Source organism: Micromonospora ureilytica (assembly GCF_015751765.1).
In the GTDB taxonomy this organism is placed as follows: Bacteria; Actinomycetota; Actinomycetes; order Mycobacteriales; family Micromonosporaceae; genus Micromonospora; species Micromonospora ureilytica.
The window spans coordinates 103,638-120,244 of the sequence record NZ_JADOTX010000001.1 but is presented as its reverse complement, the minus strand read 5'-3'; the positions used below and the strand labels follow the sequence as shown (position 1 = coordinate 120,244).

General features: G+C 73.7%; 16 protein-coding genes. 12 read left to right on the top strand and 4 right to left on the bottom strand.

Annotation, left to right across the window (positions count from 1 at the left end; genetic code table 11):
• Positions 1-59: 59 nt before the first annotated feature.
• Entirely contained in the window at positions 60-563 is a 504-nt protein-coding gene (locus IW248_RS00605; protein ID WP_196925220.1) for a hypothetical protein, read from the top strand.
• A 148-nt stretch (positions 564-711) separates the two neighbouring features.
• On the opposite strand, the gene IW248_RS00600 is transcribed toward IW248_RS00605, so the two are convergent.
• On the bottom strand, positions 712-1,179 hold the full coding sequence (locus IW248_RS00600) for an SRPBCC family protein (protein WP_196925219.1): 468 nt from the start codon (positions 1,177-1,179) through the stop codon (positions 712-714).
• Between the two features lie 172 nt (positions 1,180-1,351).
• Between IW248_RS00600 and IW248_RS00595 the strand changes: the two genes are divergently transcribed.
• The gene (locus tag IW248_RS00595; protein ID WP_196925218.1) at positions 1,352-2,329 is read left to right on the top strand and encodes a PfkB family carbohydrate kinase; all 978 of its coding nucleotides are present in this window, start codon (positions 1,352-1,354) and stop codon (positions 2,327-2,329) included.
• Positions 2,326-3,153, top strand: a complete 828-nt coding sequence (gene surE, locus IW248_RS00590; RefSeq protein WP_124815210.1) for a 5'/3'-nucleotidase SurE — start codon at positions 2,326-2,328, stop codon at positions 3,151-3,153. Before IW248_RS00595 ends, surE begins: the two co-directional genes overlap by 4 nt.
• Positions 3,154-3,171: 18 nt before the next feature.
• On the opposite strand, the gene IW248_RS00585 is transcribed toward surE, so the two are convergent.
• Entirely contained in the window at positions 3,172-3,534 is a 363-nt protein-coding gene (locus IW248_RS00585) for an STAS domain-containing protein (RefSeq protein WP_030330302.1), read from the bottom strand.
• A 387-nt stretch (positions 3,535-3,921) separates the two neighbouring features.
• On the opposite strand from IW248_RS00585, the gene IW248_RS00580 reads away from it, so the two are divergent.
• Both IW248_RS00580 and IW248_RS00575 read left to right on the top strand, forming a co-directional pair.
• Positions 3,922-4,062, top strand: coding sequence for a hypothetical protein (locus IW248_RS00580; RefSeq protein WP_196925217.1), 141 nt, complete (start codon positions 3,922-3,924; stop codon positions 4,060-4,062).
• A gap of 184 nt (positions 4,063-4,246) precedes the next feature.
• A complete protein-coding gene (locus IW248_RS00575; RefSeq protein ID WP_124815212.1) occupies positions 4,247-4,645 on the top strand; it encodes a hypothetical protein in 399 nt (132 codons plus the stop codon).
• 155 nt (positions 4,646-4,800) lie between these two features.
• On the opposite strand, the gene IW248_RS00570 is transcribed toward IW248_RS00575, so the two are convergent.
• On the bottom strand, positions 4,801-7,509 hold the full coding sequence (locus tag IW248_RS00570; RefSeq protein WP_196925216.1) for a cellulose binding domain-containing protein: 2,709 nt from the start codon (positions 7,507-7,509) through the stop codon (positions 4,801-4,803).
• Positions 7,510-7,860: 351 nt separating this feature from the next.
• On the opposite strand from IW248_RS00570, the gene IW248_RS00565 reads away from it, so the two are divergent.
• The 3 genes from IW248_RS00565 (at position 7,861) to IW248_RS00555 (ending at position 9,675) form a co-directional block, all read left to right on the top strand.
• Positions 7,861-8,547 (top strand): BON domain-containing protein, encoded by a 687-nt coding sequence (locus IW248_RS00565; protein ID WP_196925215.1) that lies wholly within the window; start codon positions 7,861-7,863, stop codon positions 8,545-8,547.
• An 85-nt stretch (positions 8,548-8,632) separates the two neighbouring features.
• Complete coding sequence (locus tag IW248_RS00560) at positions 8,633-9,130, top strand: redoxin domain-containing protein (protein ID WP_196925214.1); 498 nt, start codon at positions 8,633-8,635, stop codon at positions 9,128-9,130.
• A complete protein-coding gene (locus tag IW248_RS00555; protein ID WP_091409221.1) occupies positions 9,127-9,675 on the top strand; it encodes a DsbA family protein in 549 nt (182 codons plus the stop codon). The genes IW248_RS00560 and IW248_RS00555 overlap by 4 nt, the downstream gene beginning before the upstream one ends.
• Positions 9,676-9,685: 10 nt before the next feature.
• On the opposite strand, the gene IW248_RS00550 is transcribed toward IW248_RS00555, so the two are convergent.
• Positions 9,686-12,535 (bottom strand): winged helix-turn-helix domain-containing protein, encoded by a 2,850-nt coding sequence (locus IW248_RS00550; RefSeq protein WP_196925213.1) that lies wholly within the window; start codon positions 12,533-12,535, stop codon positions 9,686-9,688.
• Between the two features lie 144 nt (positions 12,536-12,679).
• Between IW248_RS00550 and IW248_RS00545 the strand changes: the two genes are divergently transcribed.
• The 4 genes from IW248_RS00545 to IW248_RS00530 are packed head-to-tail and all read left to right on the top strand — an operon-like array spanning position 12,680 to position 16,605.
• A complete protein-coding gene (locus IW248_RS00545; RefSeq protein ID WP_196925212.1) occupies positions 12,680-13,120 on the top strand; it encodes a hypothetical protein in 441 nt (146 codons plus the stop codon).
• Positions 13,117-14,265: an alcohol dehydrogenase catalytic domain-containing protein gene (locus IW248_RS00540; protein WP_196925211.1), complete on the top strand. Its 1,149-nt coding sequence runs from the start codon at positions 13,117-13,119 to the stop codon at positions 14,263-14,265. Before IW248_RS00545 ends, IW248_RS00540 begins: the two co-directional genes overlap by 4 nt.
• Positions 14,266-14,315: 50 nt before the next feature.
• Positions 14,316-15,497: a saccharopine dehydrogenase family protein gene (locus tag IW248_RS00535; RefSeq protein ID WP_196925209.1), complete on the top strand. Its 1,182-nt coding sequence runs from the start codon at positions 14,316-14,318 to the stop codon at positions 15,495-15,497.
• Positions 15,498-15,522: 25 nt separating this feature from the next.
• Positions 15,523-16,605, top strand: coding sequence for a DNA polymerase III subunit beta family protein (locus IW248_RS00530; protein ID WP_196925208.1), 1,083 nt, complete (start codon positions 15,523-15,525; stop codon positions 16,603-16,605).
• Positions 16,606-16,607: the final 2 nt, after the last annotated feature.

The window sequence follows — 16,607 nt, the reverse complement described above, 5'->3', positions numbered from 1 at the left end:
ACCCCTGATGTCGTCGCTCGTCGGACGACCCGGCCGGGGCCGGCGGGCAGCATCGCGGTATGCCTCGGATCCGACCCAGCACCCGCAAGGCGCTGCTCACCCTGCACCTCGTCACCTCACTCGGCTGGCTGGGCACCGACCTGGTGCTGCTCACCCTCGGCATCGCCGTGCAGCGGGGCGCCGACCCGGGGGTGGTCTATCCGGTCACGGCCCTGGTCGGCACGGTGCTGTTCGCGCCGCTGAGCGTCCTGGTCTGGCTGATCGGAGTCGCCAGCTCCCTGCTCACCCCGTGGGGCCTGCTGCGCCACCGCTGGGTGCTGGTCAAGCTCGTGCTCACCACGGTGATGGTCGGGCTGGTGCTGTTTCTGCTCGTCCCGAACCTGCGCCACGCCGGAGCGGTCGGCGCCGCCCTGCCCACACGGGATCGCGCCGACCTGGTCATCGCGCCGGCGGTGTCGACCAGCCTGATGATCATCGCGACCGTGCTGTCCACCTACAAGCCGTGGGGCCGGCGTCCCGCCCCCGCCGGAACCGCACTCGCGGGCCGTAGCCGCACCACCTGATCACATCGGCCGTCGACCGCGCCGGCGTGATCACACGCGGCGCTTCCATGATCGCGCTGCAACCAGGATGTAGTGGCCTCCGGGCGCCGCGAGGCCACTACATCCACGATCGAGCACGACCATGAAGCGGGGCAACGGCCGGGGCGGGTCAGGCCGGGGGTGGGGGGTTGCCGGTGCGGTCGAGGGCGGCGCCCAGGCGGGTGGCTAGGGCTAGGTGAGCGGCCTGGGCCTGGCGGAACGCGTACCGGAACAGTGGCGTCGGGGCGGTCAGGGTGATCTCGACGTCGATGCGGACCAGGCCGTCCGGCTCGGCGCGCAGTCGGGTGTGGTTTCGCACCGTGGTGGCCGGCCACTGGCGGGCCACCATGACGATCTCGTCGGCCTCGCTGATCAGCACGTCCGCGTGGTAGGTGGTCCGGAAGCGCAGCGGGCCGGCCGCCAACCGGTCGTTGATCGTGTAGCTGGCCTGCGCGCCGGGTCGGGGCGGCACCCGGCGGACCCGGACGATCAGCGGATGCAGCTCACCCTGCCTGGTCAGGTCGCTGAGCAGCGCCGCCGCCTCGGCGGGTGAGCATCGGGCCTGAACGGTGTAACTGAAGGTATCGCTGCTGAGCACACCGTCTCCCGCCGTCGTTTGGTCGCCCGATCGTCCCGTACCGATGTCTGGCTGGCAACGCCCGGACGGACACGCACTGTTGTCCCGGCATTCGCACACCGTTCGCACTACGGTCAGCTAACGGGAAATCACCAGCTGTGACGAAGGGTGGATGCATGAAGGGCTACGACCGATGAGCGGGCACGTGATGGTCTTCGCGCCCACTCCACAGCTGACGGTGACCGTGGACCAGCCCAACGACCATCCTGAGCTGCACCTGCACCCCGGCGGTCAGGGCGTCTGGCAGGCCCGGATGGTGATCTCCCTCGGTGTCGACGTGGTGCTCTGCGCAGCCCTCGGTGGCGAGATCGGCCAGGTGCTGGAGCCGCTGCTGGTCAGCGAGGGCGTGGACCTCAAGGTGGTGGTCCGTGACTCCGGTAGTGGTGGGTACGTGCACGATCGCCGGGATGGATCCCGGCAGGAGGTCGCCGACGTGCCCGGACAGCCGCTGAGCCGGCACGAGATCGACGAGCTGTACAACCTCGCCCTCGGCGAGGGCCTGCGGGCCTCGGTGAGCATCCTCAGTGGGCCGAACGAACCCTGGCTCGTGCCCGCCGACCTGTACCGACGCTTCGCCGCCGACCTCGGTGCCAACGGCGGCCGGGTGGTGGTCGACCTCTCCGGCGATCACCTCGGTTCGGTGCTGGAGAGCGGGGTGTTCTTCCTCAAGGTGAGTCACGAGGAGTTGATCCGCGACGGCCGCGCCCGCAGCGACGACACCATGGAGCTGACCCGGGCCATGTACGAACTGCACGCGGGCGGCGCCGAGACGGTGGTGGTGAGCCGGGCCGACCAGCCGGCGTTGGCGCTCATCGACGGGGAGCTGTTCCAGGTCGAGATGCCCCGGCTGGAGGCCGCCGACCCGCGCGGCGCGGGCGACTCGATGACCGCCGGAGTGGCGGCCGTCGTGGCCAGCGGCGGGGACATCCGGACCGCCATCCGCACCGGCGCCGCCGCTGGCGCGCTGAACGTGACCCGGCACGGCCTGGGCACCGGTCGACTGGATTCGATCACCGGCCTGGTGGACCGGGTCCGGCTGGTGCCGGCGGACAGCCGGCAACAGGAACGGACCACCCCCGACGAGTTGGCCGGCCGGGTGGTCGAGCGATGACCCTGCGAGTGCTGATCACCAACGACGACGGGATCGCGGCGCCGGGCATCCAGGCACTGGCCTGGGCGGCCAGGCAGCGGGGCCTGGACGTGGTGGTCGCGGCGCCGATGGAGGAGGCGAGCGGCACCAGCGCCGCGATGAGCGCCCTGGAGCGCGACGGGCGAGTCGTCGTGAACGATCACCCGCTGCCGGACCTGGAGGGTGTGCCGGCGTACGGGGTCGCCGGGTCCCCCGGCTTCATCACGCTGATCGCCCTGCACGGGGCGTTCGGCCCACCGCCGTCGGTGGTGCTCTCGGGTGTCAACCGAGGCGCCAACGCCGGCCGGGCGGTGCTGCACTCCGGGACCGTGGGCGCCGCGTTCACCGCCGCCACGAACGGCTGCCGGGCGATAGCGGTCTCCCTCGACGTGCTCTCGGCCGGCGAGGCGACGGCCGCGAGCGGTGGCGCCGCGGTGGACGCCGCCGCCCGGGTACGCGACGCCGAGCGGCACTGGAGCACTGCGGCGCGGGTCGCCCTGGACCTGCTCCCCCGGTTGACCTCCGCGCCGATGGAGAGCGTGCTCAACGTGAACACCCCGGACCTGCCGCACGGGCAACTGCGCGGGGTGCGGCGAGGCACCCTGGCCAGCTTCGGTCAGGTGCAGATGACGGTGGCCGAATCCGGTCACGGGTTCGTCCGCACGTCGCTGGAGGAGCCGGGGCAGGCCGCACAGCCCGGCACGGACGTGGCGTTGCTGGCCGCCGGGTACGCGTCGGTGACGGCCATCCGAGCGGTCACCGAGGCGACCGACATCGACCTGACCGGCTTGGACGAGCAGCCCTGACGGGGGCGCCCGGCGCGCTCAGGCGCCGGGCAGCACCTCGGGGGTGGCTGCGCCGGCGAAGTAGGGCTCCGGGGCACCGAAGAGGCCGAGCAGGCCGGTCACCCAGAGCTGCCGGTGCACGAACCGGCTCGGCTCGGTGACCACCAGCTTGACGTCGCTGACCTCGGCCGTCTGGAAGCCGGCAACCATGGCGCTGATGCCGACCGAGTCGATGAAGGTGACCAACCTCATGTTGAGTTCGATGCGCAGCGGGCGGCCCTTGGCCAGCACCTCCGCGATCGCTTCGCGCACCTCGTACGCTGTGTCGACGTCGATCTCGCCCCGTGGGGCGATCTCCACGACACCACCGGACAGAACCGACTTCACGATCGACAGGCTCACGCGAGCACCTCCACCCGCCCGTCCCCCGGGCGCCTCATCAGTACGCGGGCCGCGACCGAGAGTATTCCTCCGATGGCCTCGGTCGCCACCCCTCGGGATGAGCAATTCGCGGATCCGGACCCACAAAGCCACCCATATCCGCACTTTTCAGTATCTGATTACTCAAGACTTTTTGTTATTTGAGCATCGGCGATCGGTCGTGACCGACGCGCCGCCGAACCAGGGTAGCGGTCTGGACCCGCCCGACCCGACAACCGGCCCCTGACGTACGCCTGCCCCGTGTGCCGTCGGCGTGTCGCCCACAGCCGGCCGGCGCGGTCCGCGTCCACGGTTGCCGACGCGCCCTAGCATCGACCGGGACACCCGCCGTGACGGAGAGGATCTTCGATGATCAAGCGACTTGCCGGTTTGGCCGGCGTCGGCGTTCTGCTCGCCCTTGTCCTGGCCTGCGGTTTCGGTGGCGGGGGCGACGATGACGATGATGACGACGACTTCGCCCGAGGTGTCTCCGTGTCAGCGGTGCGCTGAGTCGGTGACGCGCCGGGTCATGGTGCGCGGATGACCGGCGCACCGAACTACCGGTGCTCCGCGGAGGTCGGGGTTTGCGGCCGGCTGACGCGGGGCACTGCGGGGTAGGCGACACCGTGACGCGCTGGAAAGACGCCGAGGTCCGAAGTGGCCGGCGGCTTCGGCACCTGAGGAGGTAACCACGATGTTCGGAACCAACCTGCTGGAACGGCGCAGCAAGCCGGAGCGGATCGCGGACCAGGCCTGGGAGCACCTGCTCTCGGCCGTCAGCTACGCCGGAGACAGCGTGCGGGACACCGCCCGCTCGGCCCGCCAGAACAGCAGCGACCTCGCCGACGGGGCGGGTGACCTGGTGGGATCCGCCGCCGACGAGGCGCGACGCCGTGCCTCGCTGGCCTTCGACGCGCTCGCCGGCCGCCAGCCGGCACTGCCCTGGACGCTCCTGATCGGCGCCGCGCTCGTCGGTGCGGCGGTCGGCTGGGCCGTCGGCTCCGCCGCGCGGGCCGCCGGCAGCCGGGACGACCGTGCCGTCGACGACGTGGAGTTCGTCGACGTCGACCGCCCCAGCTCCCCCGCCGTCTGAACCACAGCACCACCGCGGGCCCCGATCGACTCAGGTCGATCGGGGCCCTCCGTGGTGCATGGGGGTGGACCCGGTCCGCCGGGTGCCGGACCCCTCAGGCGGCCCGGCGGACCGGTGTTCGGTGGTGATCCGGGGTCCCGGCCCGGATCACCCGCTCAGCGACTCGTGCAGGTGATGGCGGCCGGGGACGTGTTGGTGCCGGTCCATGAGCCGAGGAAACCGGCGGTGGTGCTGGCCCCGGCGGCGAGCGCGCCGTTCCAGCCGCTGTCCCGGACCGACACGGCGGCCCCGGTCTGGGTGTGGGTGCCGCCCCAGAGCTGGCTGACCCGCTGGCCGTCGGTGAAGGTCCAGCTCAGCGTCCAGCCGGCGATGGGGGCGCTGCCGGCGTTGCTGACCACCAGCTCGGCCTGGAAACCGCCTGACCAGGAACCGGTCACCCGGTAGGTCGCCGCACAACCGGCGGTCGGCGGCGGGGTGGTGGGCGGTGGCGTGGTCGGCGGTGGGGTCGTCGGCGGTGGCGTCGTCGGCGGCGGCGTGGTCGGCGGCGGGGTGGTCGGCGGCTCGCCGTCGGTGGGGTCGGCGACCAGGATCCCGCGACCGTTGGTGCCGAGGTAGACCCGGCCGTGGACGCGCGGATCGCCGGTCAGCGCCTCGGTCGGATTGCCGTACTGGTGGCTGTCGTCGTTGACGCGTACCCAGGTCGCCCCGGCGTCGTCGGAGCGGTGCACTCCCGGTTGACCGTTCACAGTGCCGTAGAGGAACACGGCGGGGTTGGTCCGCCCGGGTGCCGCCTTGCCGAAACCGACGTTGCCGGAGGCGCTGACGCCGTTCAGCCTGCTGAAACTGGCGCCGGCGTCGGTGGAGCGCCACAGCCCGCCGGGCCCGGCCAGCCACAACTCGCCGGCCCGGCCCGGCAGGGCCTTGAACCGCACGTCGGTGGCGGGCAACCCGGTCGCCGCGGTCGGGGTGAAGCTGGCCCCGCCATCGGTGCTCAGGTAGAAGCGCCCACCGCTGAAGCCGTAGAAACGGGTGGGGTCGACCCGGTCGGACTCGATCGTCGCGTTCGCCGGGATGCCGGTCGACGCTGCCCAGGAGTTGCCGAAACCGACCGAGTGGACCACGCGTTGGCCCGCGTCACCGGGCGCCCAGACGAACCGGCTGCCGTCGGCGGCGGCAGCCACCGTGCCACCCAGGTTGATCCCGGACGGCTCGGTGCCCTGGAACCAGGTGGCGCCGCCGTCGGTGGAGAAGGCGACGTGACTGTCGTTGGGCCGGTCGGCGTCGGTGAAGTTACCGGCGCGGACCAGCACCGCGGGCTTGCTCTCCGCGTAGTCCAGGCTGGTGGTGCTCGTGAAGACCGGCTGGGTGAACAGCATCGACGGGATCGTGTCGAGGTCGGTGTGTCGGAAGCCGCCGACGTCGCCGAGCGCGCTGATCAGGGGTGCGCCGCTGGGCGGGCTGATCAGGTCGAGGACGGCGGTCTCCTCCAGCCCTCGGACCATCGGCCGGAGGGTGAGCTGGCCGCCGGTGTCCCATCTGGTCAGGTCGGTGGTGCCGTAGATGGTGGCGCCGGTGCCGTACATCATTCGGTTGGAGTCATGTGGGTCGATCTCCACCGACTCGTTCATCCAGCCGAGCTTGGGCGATGCCTCCGGGGGCGCCGGGTTGACACCGAAGGTCAACCAGGGCACCGAGCTGATGTCCATGGTGTAGCGACGGGACCGCTCGGGATAGCTGGTGAAGTCCCAGATCCGGGTCCAGGTCGCCCCGCCGTCGGTGCTGCGGAAGAAGATGGCGTCCGGCCACCAGGAGACCTGGGTGGCCACCATCAGCGTGTTCGGGCGAAGACGATCGATGGTCAGCCCGCTGTAGCCGAAGTAGGCGTCTGCGCTGGTGGAGGGCACCGGGCTGATCCGCGTCCAGGCCCCGGTCGACCGTGTGAACTTCCAGACGTCGCCCTTGCCGCCGTCGTACGGGCCGCCGGTGTCGCTGGTGGCGATGTAGAGGTGACCTCCGACCGGGTCGACGACGCCCTTGTGGGCCAGGTAGCCGGTGGGTTGGCCGGGGATGCGCGCCCAGGTGACGCCGCCGTCGGTGCTGCGGTAGACCGGGTTCTCCTTGTCCGCCACGCCCACGTAGATCGTCTGTGTGGTGGAGCCGGCGGTGCCGGTGCTCTTGTCGAAACTGACCCAGGTCAGGCCCTGGTTCTGCCCGTTGTAGCCGTTCGGGTCGCTGGGGTCCGCGCGGTAGTTGCCAACGTTGGGGAGGGCGGCGACGCGGGCCCAGGTGACGCCGTGGTCGGCGCTGCGCCAGAGCCCGTTGCCGCCCTCGGCGCCGTAGTACACGATGCTGTTCCGGTTGGGGTCGACGGCGAGCCGCTCCCCCATTCCCCGGCCCGGCATGTTGCCGCCGTTCTTGAACGGCAGTTCGGTGGCCTGCCAGGTGGCGCCCTTGTCGGCCGAGCGCAGGATCGCGCCGTTGTTCGGGTCCCAGCCGTTGGTGTACATGCCGACCGCGGCGTACACCCGGTTGGTCTGCACCGGGTCGGTGGCGACGCTGACCACGCCGTTGTAACCCCACCGGTCGGCGCCGACCCAGTCGAGCAAAGGCGTCCAGGACTGGCTGGTCTGCTCCCAGCGGTACGCACCGCCGATGTCGGTGCGCGCGTAGATGAGGTTCTTCTCGGTGGGGTTGAAGACGATGCCGGGTACGAAGCCGCCGCCGCCCACCGGGACGTTTCGCCAGGTGTATGCCTCCGCTGCGGCCGGGGTGGGGGCCGACCCAGCGGCGGTGAACGGGACCACCACGACGGCTGTGGCGGCGGCCAACACGGACACGGCCGTGGCGGCGAGACTTCTCCGCATCTGCGGTTCCTCTCGGGATGGAGCCCCGGGGGACGGGGTCGATCGCCTGGGTGACGCCGTGGCCCGGGGGACGAGCACGACGACGGGGACGGGCGGAGCTGCCCTGGCTCCACCACCCGACGCGACGGCTCCCGCGATCGAGGAACGCGATTACCGTAACCGAAAGCAGCTCGCTTTGGAAGCGCTCCCATCATCGATGTTCGTAGGTAGTTTCCGACACCGCCGCCCAGGTCCGGCCGCGCCGTCACCCGGTCCGGGCGAGGGCGGCTCACCCGGAGCGGCGGCAGGATCGCGGCACGGCGGACCTCCGGCCGCAGCCGGTCCGCCATCGGAACAGCGGAGGAGGGACAGATGGCCATCGCGGAGATCCACCGCACCGACCAGGACATCCAGTCCGCAGTGCTCGACGAGCTGACCTGGGAACCGCGGGTGCAGCCGCACGAGATCGGCGTGACCGTCGCCGAGGGCGTGGTAACCCTGACCGGCCGCGTGGACAGCTACGCCAAGAAGTGGGCCGCCGAGCGGGCCGCCCACCGGGTCGCCTCGGTCCGGGCGGTCGCCAACGACGTGGCCGTGCAGCTCACCAACGGCACCGAGCGCGCCGACAGCGACCTGGCCGCCGCGGCCAGCCACGGGCTGGAGTGGGACGCGTTCGTGCCCATCGAGAAGCTCCAGGTCACCGTCTCGGCCGGCTGGGTGACGCTGCACGGCGACGTCGAGTGGGAGTACCAGCGCCGAGCCGCCGAACGCGCGGTCGCCCGGCTGACCGGCGTACGCGGGGTGAGCAACGGCATCACCGTCCGACCGGCCGCCGCTCCGGACGGCCGGGACCTGGCCGATCGGATCGTCGACGCCCTCGCCCGGGCCGGAGCGACCGAGGCCGAACGGGTCAGCGTCCGGGTGCATGGCGACACCGCGATACTCGCCGGATTGGTGCACTCGATGCCCGAACGGGCCGAGGTCGAGCAGGTGGCCTGGTCCGCGCCCGGCATCCGCGAGGTGCAGAACCACATCGCTGTCGCCCCGGTGCTGCGCTGAGCGGCGCGGGGCGCGTGTCGACCGGGCGCGGAACCACCCGGGGTGGGTGAGCCAGCCTCACCCACCCCGGGAGCAGGCTGGTGGCATGAGTGATCCGAACGGGCTGATCCAGCCGGGGCGTACCGCGCCCGGTTTCACCCTGCCGGCCACCCCGGACGGGGCTCTGCTGGGGCCCGAGCAGTTCCGTGGCCGGCCGGTCGTGCTCGCCTTCTACCCCGCCGACTGGAGCCCGGTCTGCGGTGACCAGATGTCGCTCTACCAGTCGGCGGCACCCGTCTTCGCCCAGTACCAGGCGGTGGTGCTCGGCCTGTCGGTGGACGGCATCTGGTCACACCGGGCGTTCGCGGAGAGCCGGGGCATCGAGTTCCCTCTGCTGGCCGACTTCGAGCCGAAGGGCGAGGTGGCACGCCGCTACGGCGCGTACATGCCGAACGGCGAGGCGGCCCGCGCGCTGGTGGTGCTGGACCCGACGGGCAAGGTGACCTGGAGCTACCTGTCGCCGGCCGACGTCAACCCCGGCGCCGACGGCGTCTTCGACGCGCTGGACCAACTCGCCGCCGATCGGAAGGTGATGGCCCGATGAGCACGCCACTGCAGGTCACCGCCCGACTTCGGGACCCGGTGACCACCGACGACCACATTCGGGGGCCGGCCGACGCGGCGGTGACAATCGTCGAGTACGGCGACTTCCAGTGCCAGTTCTGCGGTGCCGCGTACCCGAACCTGCACGAGTTGCTGCGGCAGCGGGCCGACACCGTACGGCTGGTGTACCGCTACTTCCCGATCGCGAACGTGCACCCGTATGCCGAACGCGCCGCGGAGACGGCCGAGGCCGCCGGGGTTCGGGGCCGGTTCTGGGAGATGCACGACTGGCTCTACGAGCATCAGGACCAGCTCGACCCGGTGCACCTCTCGCTCGGTGTGGAGCAGGTCGGGTTGCCGCCGGACGAGTTGAACGCCGAGGTGGAGAACCGCGCGCACGCCGACCGGGTGCGCCGGGACTTCGTGGGGGGCATCCGCAGCGGGGTGAACGGCACCCCCACCCTGTTCGTCAACGGCATCCGGCATGACGGCGGGTACGACCTGCCGGACCTGCTGACGGCCGCGGACGCCGCCGCGAACGCCTGACGCCATCCACTCAGATCAGCCGCAGCTCGCGCGCCCGCCGGACCGCTTCACGCCGGCGGGTCGCGTCGAGTTTGCGGTAGATGTTGCGGACGTGCGTCTTCACCGTGTTGACCGAGAGGGACAGCTCGCTGGCGATCTCCACGTTGGACAGGATGCTCTGCAGGTAGCGCAGGATGGTCAGCTCCCGCTCGGTGAGCGGCTCGTCGAGCGCTCCCCTCGGTCCGGCGGTCGGCGCGGCGGTGCTCTGCTCCGCGCCGCGCACCAGGTCACTGACCAGCGCGAAGTGCGCGGTGCCCGCATCCAGGTGCGCGGCCAGCAGGTCCCGCACCTGTGGTTCGGCGCGGGTGAAGACCCTTCGGCAGCCCTGCGGGCCGGCCAGGTCCAGCGTCTGCTCCAGGACCCGGCCCGCCCGACGCCCGTCCCCGGCGCGGTCGGCCAGCACCGCGTCCAGCAGACCCGCCTCCAGACGTACCGGTAGCGGCCAGGCCGTGGCCGCCGGCGCCTGCCAGTCCGGCAGGGTCCGCTCGGCGGCGGCGGCGTCACCGTCCAGGAGCTGCACCTTCGCCAACGTCACCGCGAGCACCGGGTCGGCCCCCTCGTCGGCGGCGCCGGCCAGCAGGTCGCGGGCGGCGTCCAGGTCGCCCCGTGCGGCCCGTAGTTCGGCTTCGGCCGCCCGCAGCAGACCTGTCAACCTGGCGGCGGGCGGTCGGTCGGCCAGCGCCTCCCGGGCCCGGACGAGCAGGCGCTGGCCGGCCGCCGGGTCGCCGGAGTCACGGCGCAGCTGAGCCCGGCACAGCGCGGCCACCGCAGCCGCCACCGGCTCACCGGCTCCCAGCCAGTCGTCACCAACCTCGGGGTTGCCGGACCAGCCCGCCGCGTCGAGCGCGGGGAGAGCGAGGGCGAGGTTCGTCGTGGCCTCCTCCGGCTGGTCGCGCAACAGTGCCACCACGGCGAGCGCCAGGTACGCGTAGCCGCAGTCGAGCCGACAGGACCAGCCCCGACTGGGCGGCATGCCCAGCACGTCCCGGGCCGCCTGCTCGGCCGTCCGCAGCTCCCCGCGCACCGCGAGCAGCAGCGCGGCGCGGCTGGCGGCGACCAGCTCGGTACGCGGTCGGCCGGCCTCCCGAGCCGCCGCCCGGGCCCGAACGAACCGGGCGGTGGGCAACGCGCCGTCGGCCAACTCGACAAGCCCCAGCGCGGTGCCGGTGAACGCCCGCAGGTCCAGGTCGTCGGCCGCGCCGCCGCCACCGGCCGTCGGGGCGGAACTGGCCGCCCCGGCCGGCGAGCTGTCCGGCACCCGGGTCGGCGTGGCCTCTGCCGGGCGGGTCCGCAGCAGGCGGGCCGCGGCGGCCCGGACCTCGGCGCGGTCGTCGGCGAGCCGGGCCACTGTCAGCTCCAGCGCGGTGACCAACCGCAGGAACCGGTCCCGGCGCGGCACCGGCAGGCCCGCGGCGTGCCCGGCGGCTGCCCGCAGGTGACCGGTGGCGGCCGGCAGGTCACCGGCGTACGCGCGCTCGGCGGCGCCTGCCAACGCCACCTCCGGGTCGGCGCGGATCACCTCCGCTGGCGGCGACGCGGGTGCCGGGACGTGCACCGGGTCACTGTCGTAGCGGGTCAGCTCCGGCCAGTGCGCCACGAACAGGTCGCCGGCCAGGTCCCAGCGACCGGCGGCCAGCGCGTGCCGCAGACCGTCGGCGGGACGGCCGGCGCCCGCGTACCACTCGGCGGCCCGGACGTGCAGCTCGCGCAGCTCGTCGGCGGGCAACCGGGCCAGGTCGGCGCGGAGCAGGTCGGCGAGCAGCGACTCGCACCGGTACCAGGGCGGCCGGGTGTCCTCCCGGTGCAGCAGACCACCGGTCCCGGCCAGGTCGGCCAGCGCCTGCCCGGCGTCGGCGCGGCCGGTCAGGGCCTCGGCCAGGTCGGCGCAGACGGTGTCGACGAGGGCGGTACGGCGCAGCAGGTCCTGCTGGGCGGGGTCGAGCGTCGCGAGCACCTCCTCGTGCAGGTACCCGGCGATCTCCGGTTGGTCCCCGCCGAACTGCCCCACCCAGCGCTCCGGGTCGGGCCGTCCGCGTACCGCCAGGGCGGCGATACGCAGCGCGGCCGGCCAGCCGCCGGTGCGCTCACGCAGCCGGTGCACAGCGGTCGCCGGCAGCGCGGCGGCGTGGGCGGTGAGCAGGTCGGCCACCTCGTCGTCGGTGAACGCCAGCTCGTCCGGGCCGATCTCGGTCAACTCGCCGGCGAGGCGGAGGCGGTGCAGTGGCAGGTGCAGTCCGGCTCGCGCGCCGATCACCAGGCGGAGCCGTCGCCCGGCGTGCCGCAGCAGGAACTCCAGGCCGGTCAGGGCCGCCGGGTCGGCGACCCGGTGCAGGTCGTCCAGGATCAGCAGCACCGGCCGGTCGGCGGCGGCGAGCGTGGCGGCCAGCGCCTCCAGTTGGTCGGGGCGCGGCGGCCGGTCGGGCACCGGCCCGCTCTCCGCCGACCCGGTCGCCGATCGCAGCGCCGCGGCGAGGTACGCCCAGAGCCGGTCGGAGTCGTCGCCGGCCTCCACCGACATCCAGGCCGAGACCGGGCGGTCAGCTGACGAAACCGACAGGTCGCCGGAGTCGGGCACGGTCGCGCCCGGTTCGACGTCGGGCGGGGCGCCGCCCAGCCGCACCCAGGAGGCGAGCAGGGTGGTCTTGCCCCAGCCGGCGGGGGCGGCCACCAGGGTGACCGGTCCCGCACTGCCCTCGTCCAAGCGTCGCAGCAGGCGGGGCCGGGCCACCACCGGCTCCGGCGGCACGGCCGGCGTCAGCCGGGACGCCAGCAGCGCTGGCCCCGGTGCCGGCTCGACCCGTACGCGATCCTGTTCCGGCACCCAGCCCCACCCCCACCACGCGCTCCGCCCCCGGTCGGCGAGCGGTTACCCGACCCGGGCCGGTTCACCCCTTCCGGGCGAGCGCGCTTCACCCGGCCGCGACGAACGATCGAGGGACGTGAACCGGGAGGACGGGTGGTACCGATGGGACGGCTGGCGCGGGCGGGGCCCACCCTCGGCGGCGCGGCGCTGGCCGGGGCGGCGCGGTTGTTGCGCGTACCCCGTCGGGGTGGCCGGCCCGGCGCGGACGGCGACGTCGTCGCGCCGGCCCGGTGGGAGGTGGTGACCGTCGACCGGCCGCCGGAGCAGGTGCTTCCCGACGGCCGCTGGCCGGAGCCGCTGCGCCGCCTGGACGGGGCGGTCGAGGTGCGGGTGCGGCCGGCGCCCGGCGACCGCGGCACCGAGCTGGCCGCCCGGCCGGTGGCCGGCGTCACCCCGCCCACCGGGCTGGCCGCGCACCTGGTCGGCGACGACCCGGGGCTGCTGGTCCGCCGGATGCTGCGCCAGCTCAAGCAACGGGTGGAGGCCGGTGAGGTGCTGCGCGCGGACCGCTGCGCGCTGGACCGCCCCGAGGTCCGCGGGTGAGGGCGCTGTGCTGGTTGGCCGCCGGTGAGCTGGGCGTACGCGAGGTGCCCGACCCCGAGCTACGCAACGAACGTGACGTCATCGTCCGGGTCCGGCGCAGCGCCACCAGTGGCGGTGACCTGCCGCTGCTGGCCGGCCGACACCCGCTGCTGCGGGCCGGCGACGTGCTCGGCGCGGAGTTCCTGGGCGAGGTGGTCGAGGTGGGCCCCGGGGTCCGCCGACACCGCGTCGGCGACCGGGTGGTCGTCGGCGCGAGCGTGGCCTGCGGCGGCTGCTGGTACTGCCGCCAGGGCCTGCACTCCTGCTGCGACAACGCCCATGCCGACCTGGCCAGCGCCGACCCCGACCGGGCCTCAACGGACGCCGGCTGCTTCGGCCGGCCCCGGGCGGCGGGCGGCTTCGCGGGCGGCCACGCCGAGTACGTGCGGGTGCCGTACGCCGACGTGAGCGCGTTCCGGGTGCCGGACGCCGTCGACGACGACCGGGCGGTGTTCGCCGCGGACGCGGCGCCGACCGGGTGGCTCGCCACCGAGTTGGGTGCGGTGCGCCCCGGCGACGTGGTGGCGATCTGGGGCGCCGGGGCGGTGGGCCAGTTGACCGCCCGGGCGGCGGTGCTGCGCGGCGCGGCCCGGGTGCTGGTCGTGGACCAGCACGAGGATCGGTTGCGGATGGCCGAGCGGCACTTCGACGCCGAGCCGCTGGACTACCGTCGCACCGACGTCGCGGCCGAGCTGCGCGACCGCAGCGGTGGGCGCGGGCCGGACGTGTGCGTGGTGGCGGTCGGCGCGCCGCCGTCCCGCTCTCTGGCCGACAGGTTCGGTGGCCAGCACACCGACCGACCGGACGCGCTGCGCGAGGCCGTGCACGCCTGTCGCAAGAGCGGCGTGGTGGTGGTGCTCGGCGGAACGGGCGGGTTCGTCGACGCGTTCCCGTTGGGTGCGGTGACCGAGCGACGGCTCACGCTGCGTTGCGCTGCTCGGCCGAATCTGCGGGACGTGCCGATGCTGCTGGACCGGATGGCCAGCGACGAGTTGCGGACCGAACACCTGGCCACCCACCGGCTGCCGTTGGCGCAGGGCCCCGAGGGGTATGCGCTGTTCCGGGACCGGGCCGACGGTTGCGTACGCGCCGTGTTCACCCCGTGACCGCCCATTCGTGATCGCTGATCGGCGAGCACGAATGGCAGACTCCGAGGATGACTGGCGAGCGAACGTACGACGTGGTGCTGTTCGGAGCGACCGGGTTCACCGGCGGCCTGACCGCCGAGTACCTGGCCCGGCACGCGCCGGCCGGGCTGCGCTGGGCGCTGGCCGGGCGCAACCCGCAGCGCCTCGCCGCCGTACGGGACCGGCTCGCGGCGATCGACAGGGAACTGGCCGACCTGCCGCTGCTCACCGCCGACGTGACCGACGCCGACTCGCTGCGGGCGGTGGCCGAGAGCGCCCGGGTGGTGGCCAGCACGGTCGGCCCGTACGTCCACCACGGGGAGCCGCTGGTCGCGGCCTGCGCCCGGGCCGGAACCCACTACCTGGACATCACCGGCGAGTCGGAGTTCGTCGACCTCATGTACGTGCGTCACCACGCCGAGGCGACACGCACCGGCGCGCGGCTGGTGCACGCCTGCGGCTTCGACTCCATCCCGCACGACCTGGGCGCCTGGTTCACCGTCAAGCAGCTGCCCGCCGACGTTCCGATCACCGTGGACGGGTACGTGCGTGCCGGCGGCCGGTTCTCCGCCGGCACCTACCACTCGGCGCTCACCGCGTTCTCCCGTACCGGGCAGGCCAGCCAGGCCGCCCGGGACCGCCGGGCGGTCGAGCCGCGTCCCACCGACCGTCGGGTCCGGGCGGTGCCCGGCCGGCTCGCCCGCTCGGCGGAGCTGGGCATCTGGACCGTGCCGTTGCCGACAATCGACCCGCAGGTGGTCCGCCGCTCGGCCGCGGCCCGCCCGGAGTACGGCCCGGACTTCCGCTACCGGCACTTCGCAGCGGTGAAGCGGCTGCCCACCGTGCTGGCCGGCGCTGCCGGGCTCGGCGCGCTGATCGGGCTGGTGAAGCTGCCACCCAGCCGACGCTGGCTGCTCGGCCGGCTCGCGTCCGGGCAGGGGCCCACCGCGCAGCAGCGGGCGTCGTCCTGGTTCCGGGTCCGGTTCGTCGGCACCGGCGGCGGGCAGCGGGTGGTCACCGAGGTCGCCGGCGGTGACCCCGGCTACGACGAGACGGCGAAGATGCTCGGCGAGTCGGCGCTGTGCCTGGCGCTCGACGAGCTGCCGCCGACCGCCGGCCAACTCACCCCGGTCGCCGCGATGGGTGACGCGTTGCTCGACCGGCTCGTCCGGGCCGGCCTCACCTTCCGGGTGCTTGAGCGTTCGGCTTGACCCTCGACCGGGTCGAGGGGGCAGGATGCCCAGCGTGAACGACCTGCACAGCATCGGCGAGCTGGCCCGGGCCAGCGGCCTGACCGTCAGCGCACTGCGCTTCTACGACTCGGCGGGGGTGCTGGAGCCGACCCTGGTCGACCCGGTGACCGGTTACCGCTGGTACACGGAGGGGCAGATCGCTCCGGCCCGGCTGGTGGCCGGGCTGCGCCGGATCGGCATGCCGGTGCCGGAGATCGCCGCCGCGGTGCGCGCCGAGCCGGCAGTGGTGCACCAGCTGCTCGACGCGCACCTGCGCCGGCTGGCCGACGGGCTCAGCGACGCCCGCCGCGAGGTCGACCGGCTGCGGGCCCTGGTGGACCCGACCCCGCCGACCGCCACCACGCTCCTGATCGCCCCCGCCGCCCTGGCCGCCGCGCTCGACGCGGTGCGCTTCGCCGTCGGCGTCGACAGGGAGCTGCCGATGCTCGCCGGCGTGCTGTTCGACGTGGAGCCCGATGGCGTCCGGCTCGTCGCCACCGACAGGTACCGGCTCGCGCTGGCACGGGCCCAGGCCGACGTCGACGGACCGCCGGTGCGGGTGTTCGTGCCGGTGGCCCTCGTCGACCAGCTCCGGCCACTGCTCGACACCGCCGACACGTGGCCGATCCGGCTGACCGTGGCGGGCGCGGACCTGCGGGTGCGGGCGGCCGACCGCACGGTGACCGGCACCGCCCTCCCGTACGACTTCCCGGACTACCACCGGCTGCTGCGTAAGTCCGTCGGTGAGCGGCCGACCGCGCGCCGGATCCCGGTGGACGTGGCGACGCTGCGCGCCGCGCTGGCCGACCCGGCGGCCCCCACTGTCGCCTGCGACCACGACGGCACGACCCGGGCGGTCACCGTGCTCGGCGTCGACGACCAGGGTGAGCTGCGCCTGCTCCCCGCCGCCGACCTGGGCACCGACGCGCTGCGGGTCGGGGTGGACGGTGGCTACCTGCTGGACGCGCTGAACGCGGCCGGCGCGCCGCAACTGGTGTTGGAGCTGGACGGGCCGATCGCCCCGCTGGCCGTACGCCGGCCGGACGACGCGGACACCTACTCGGTGCTCATGCCGATCCGGCTCTGAGC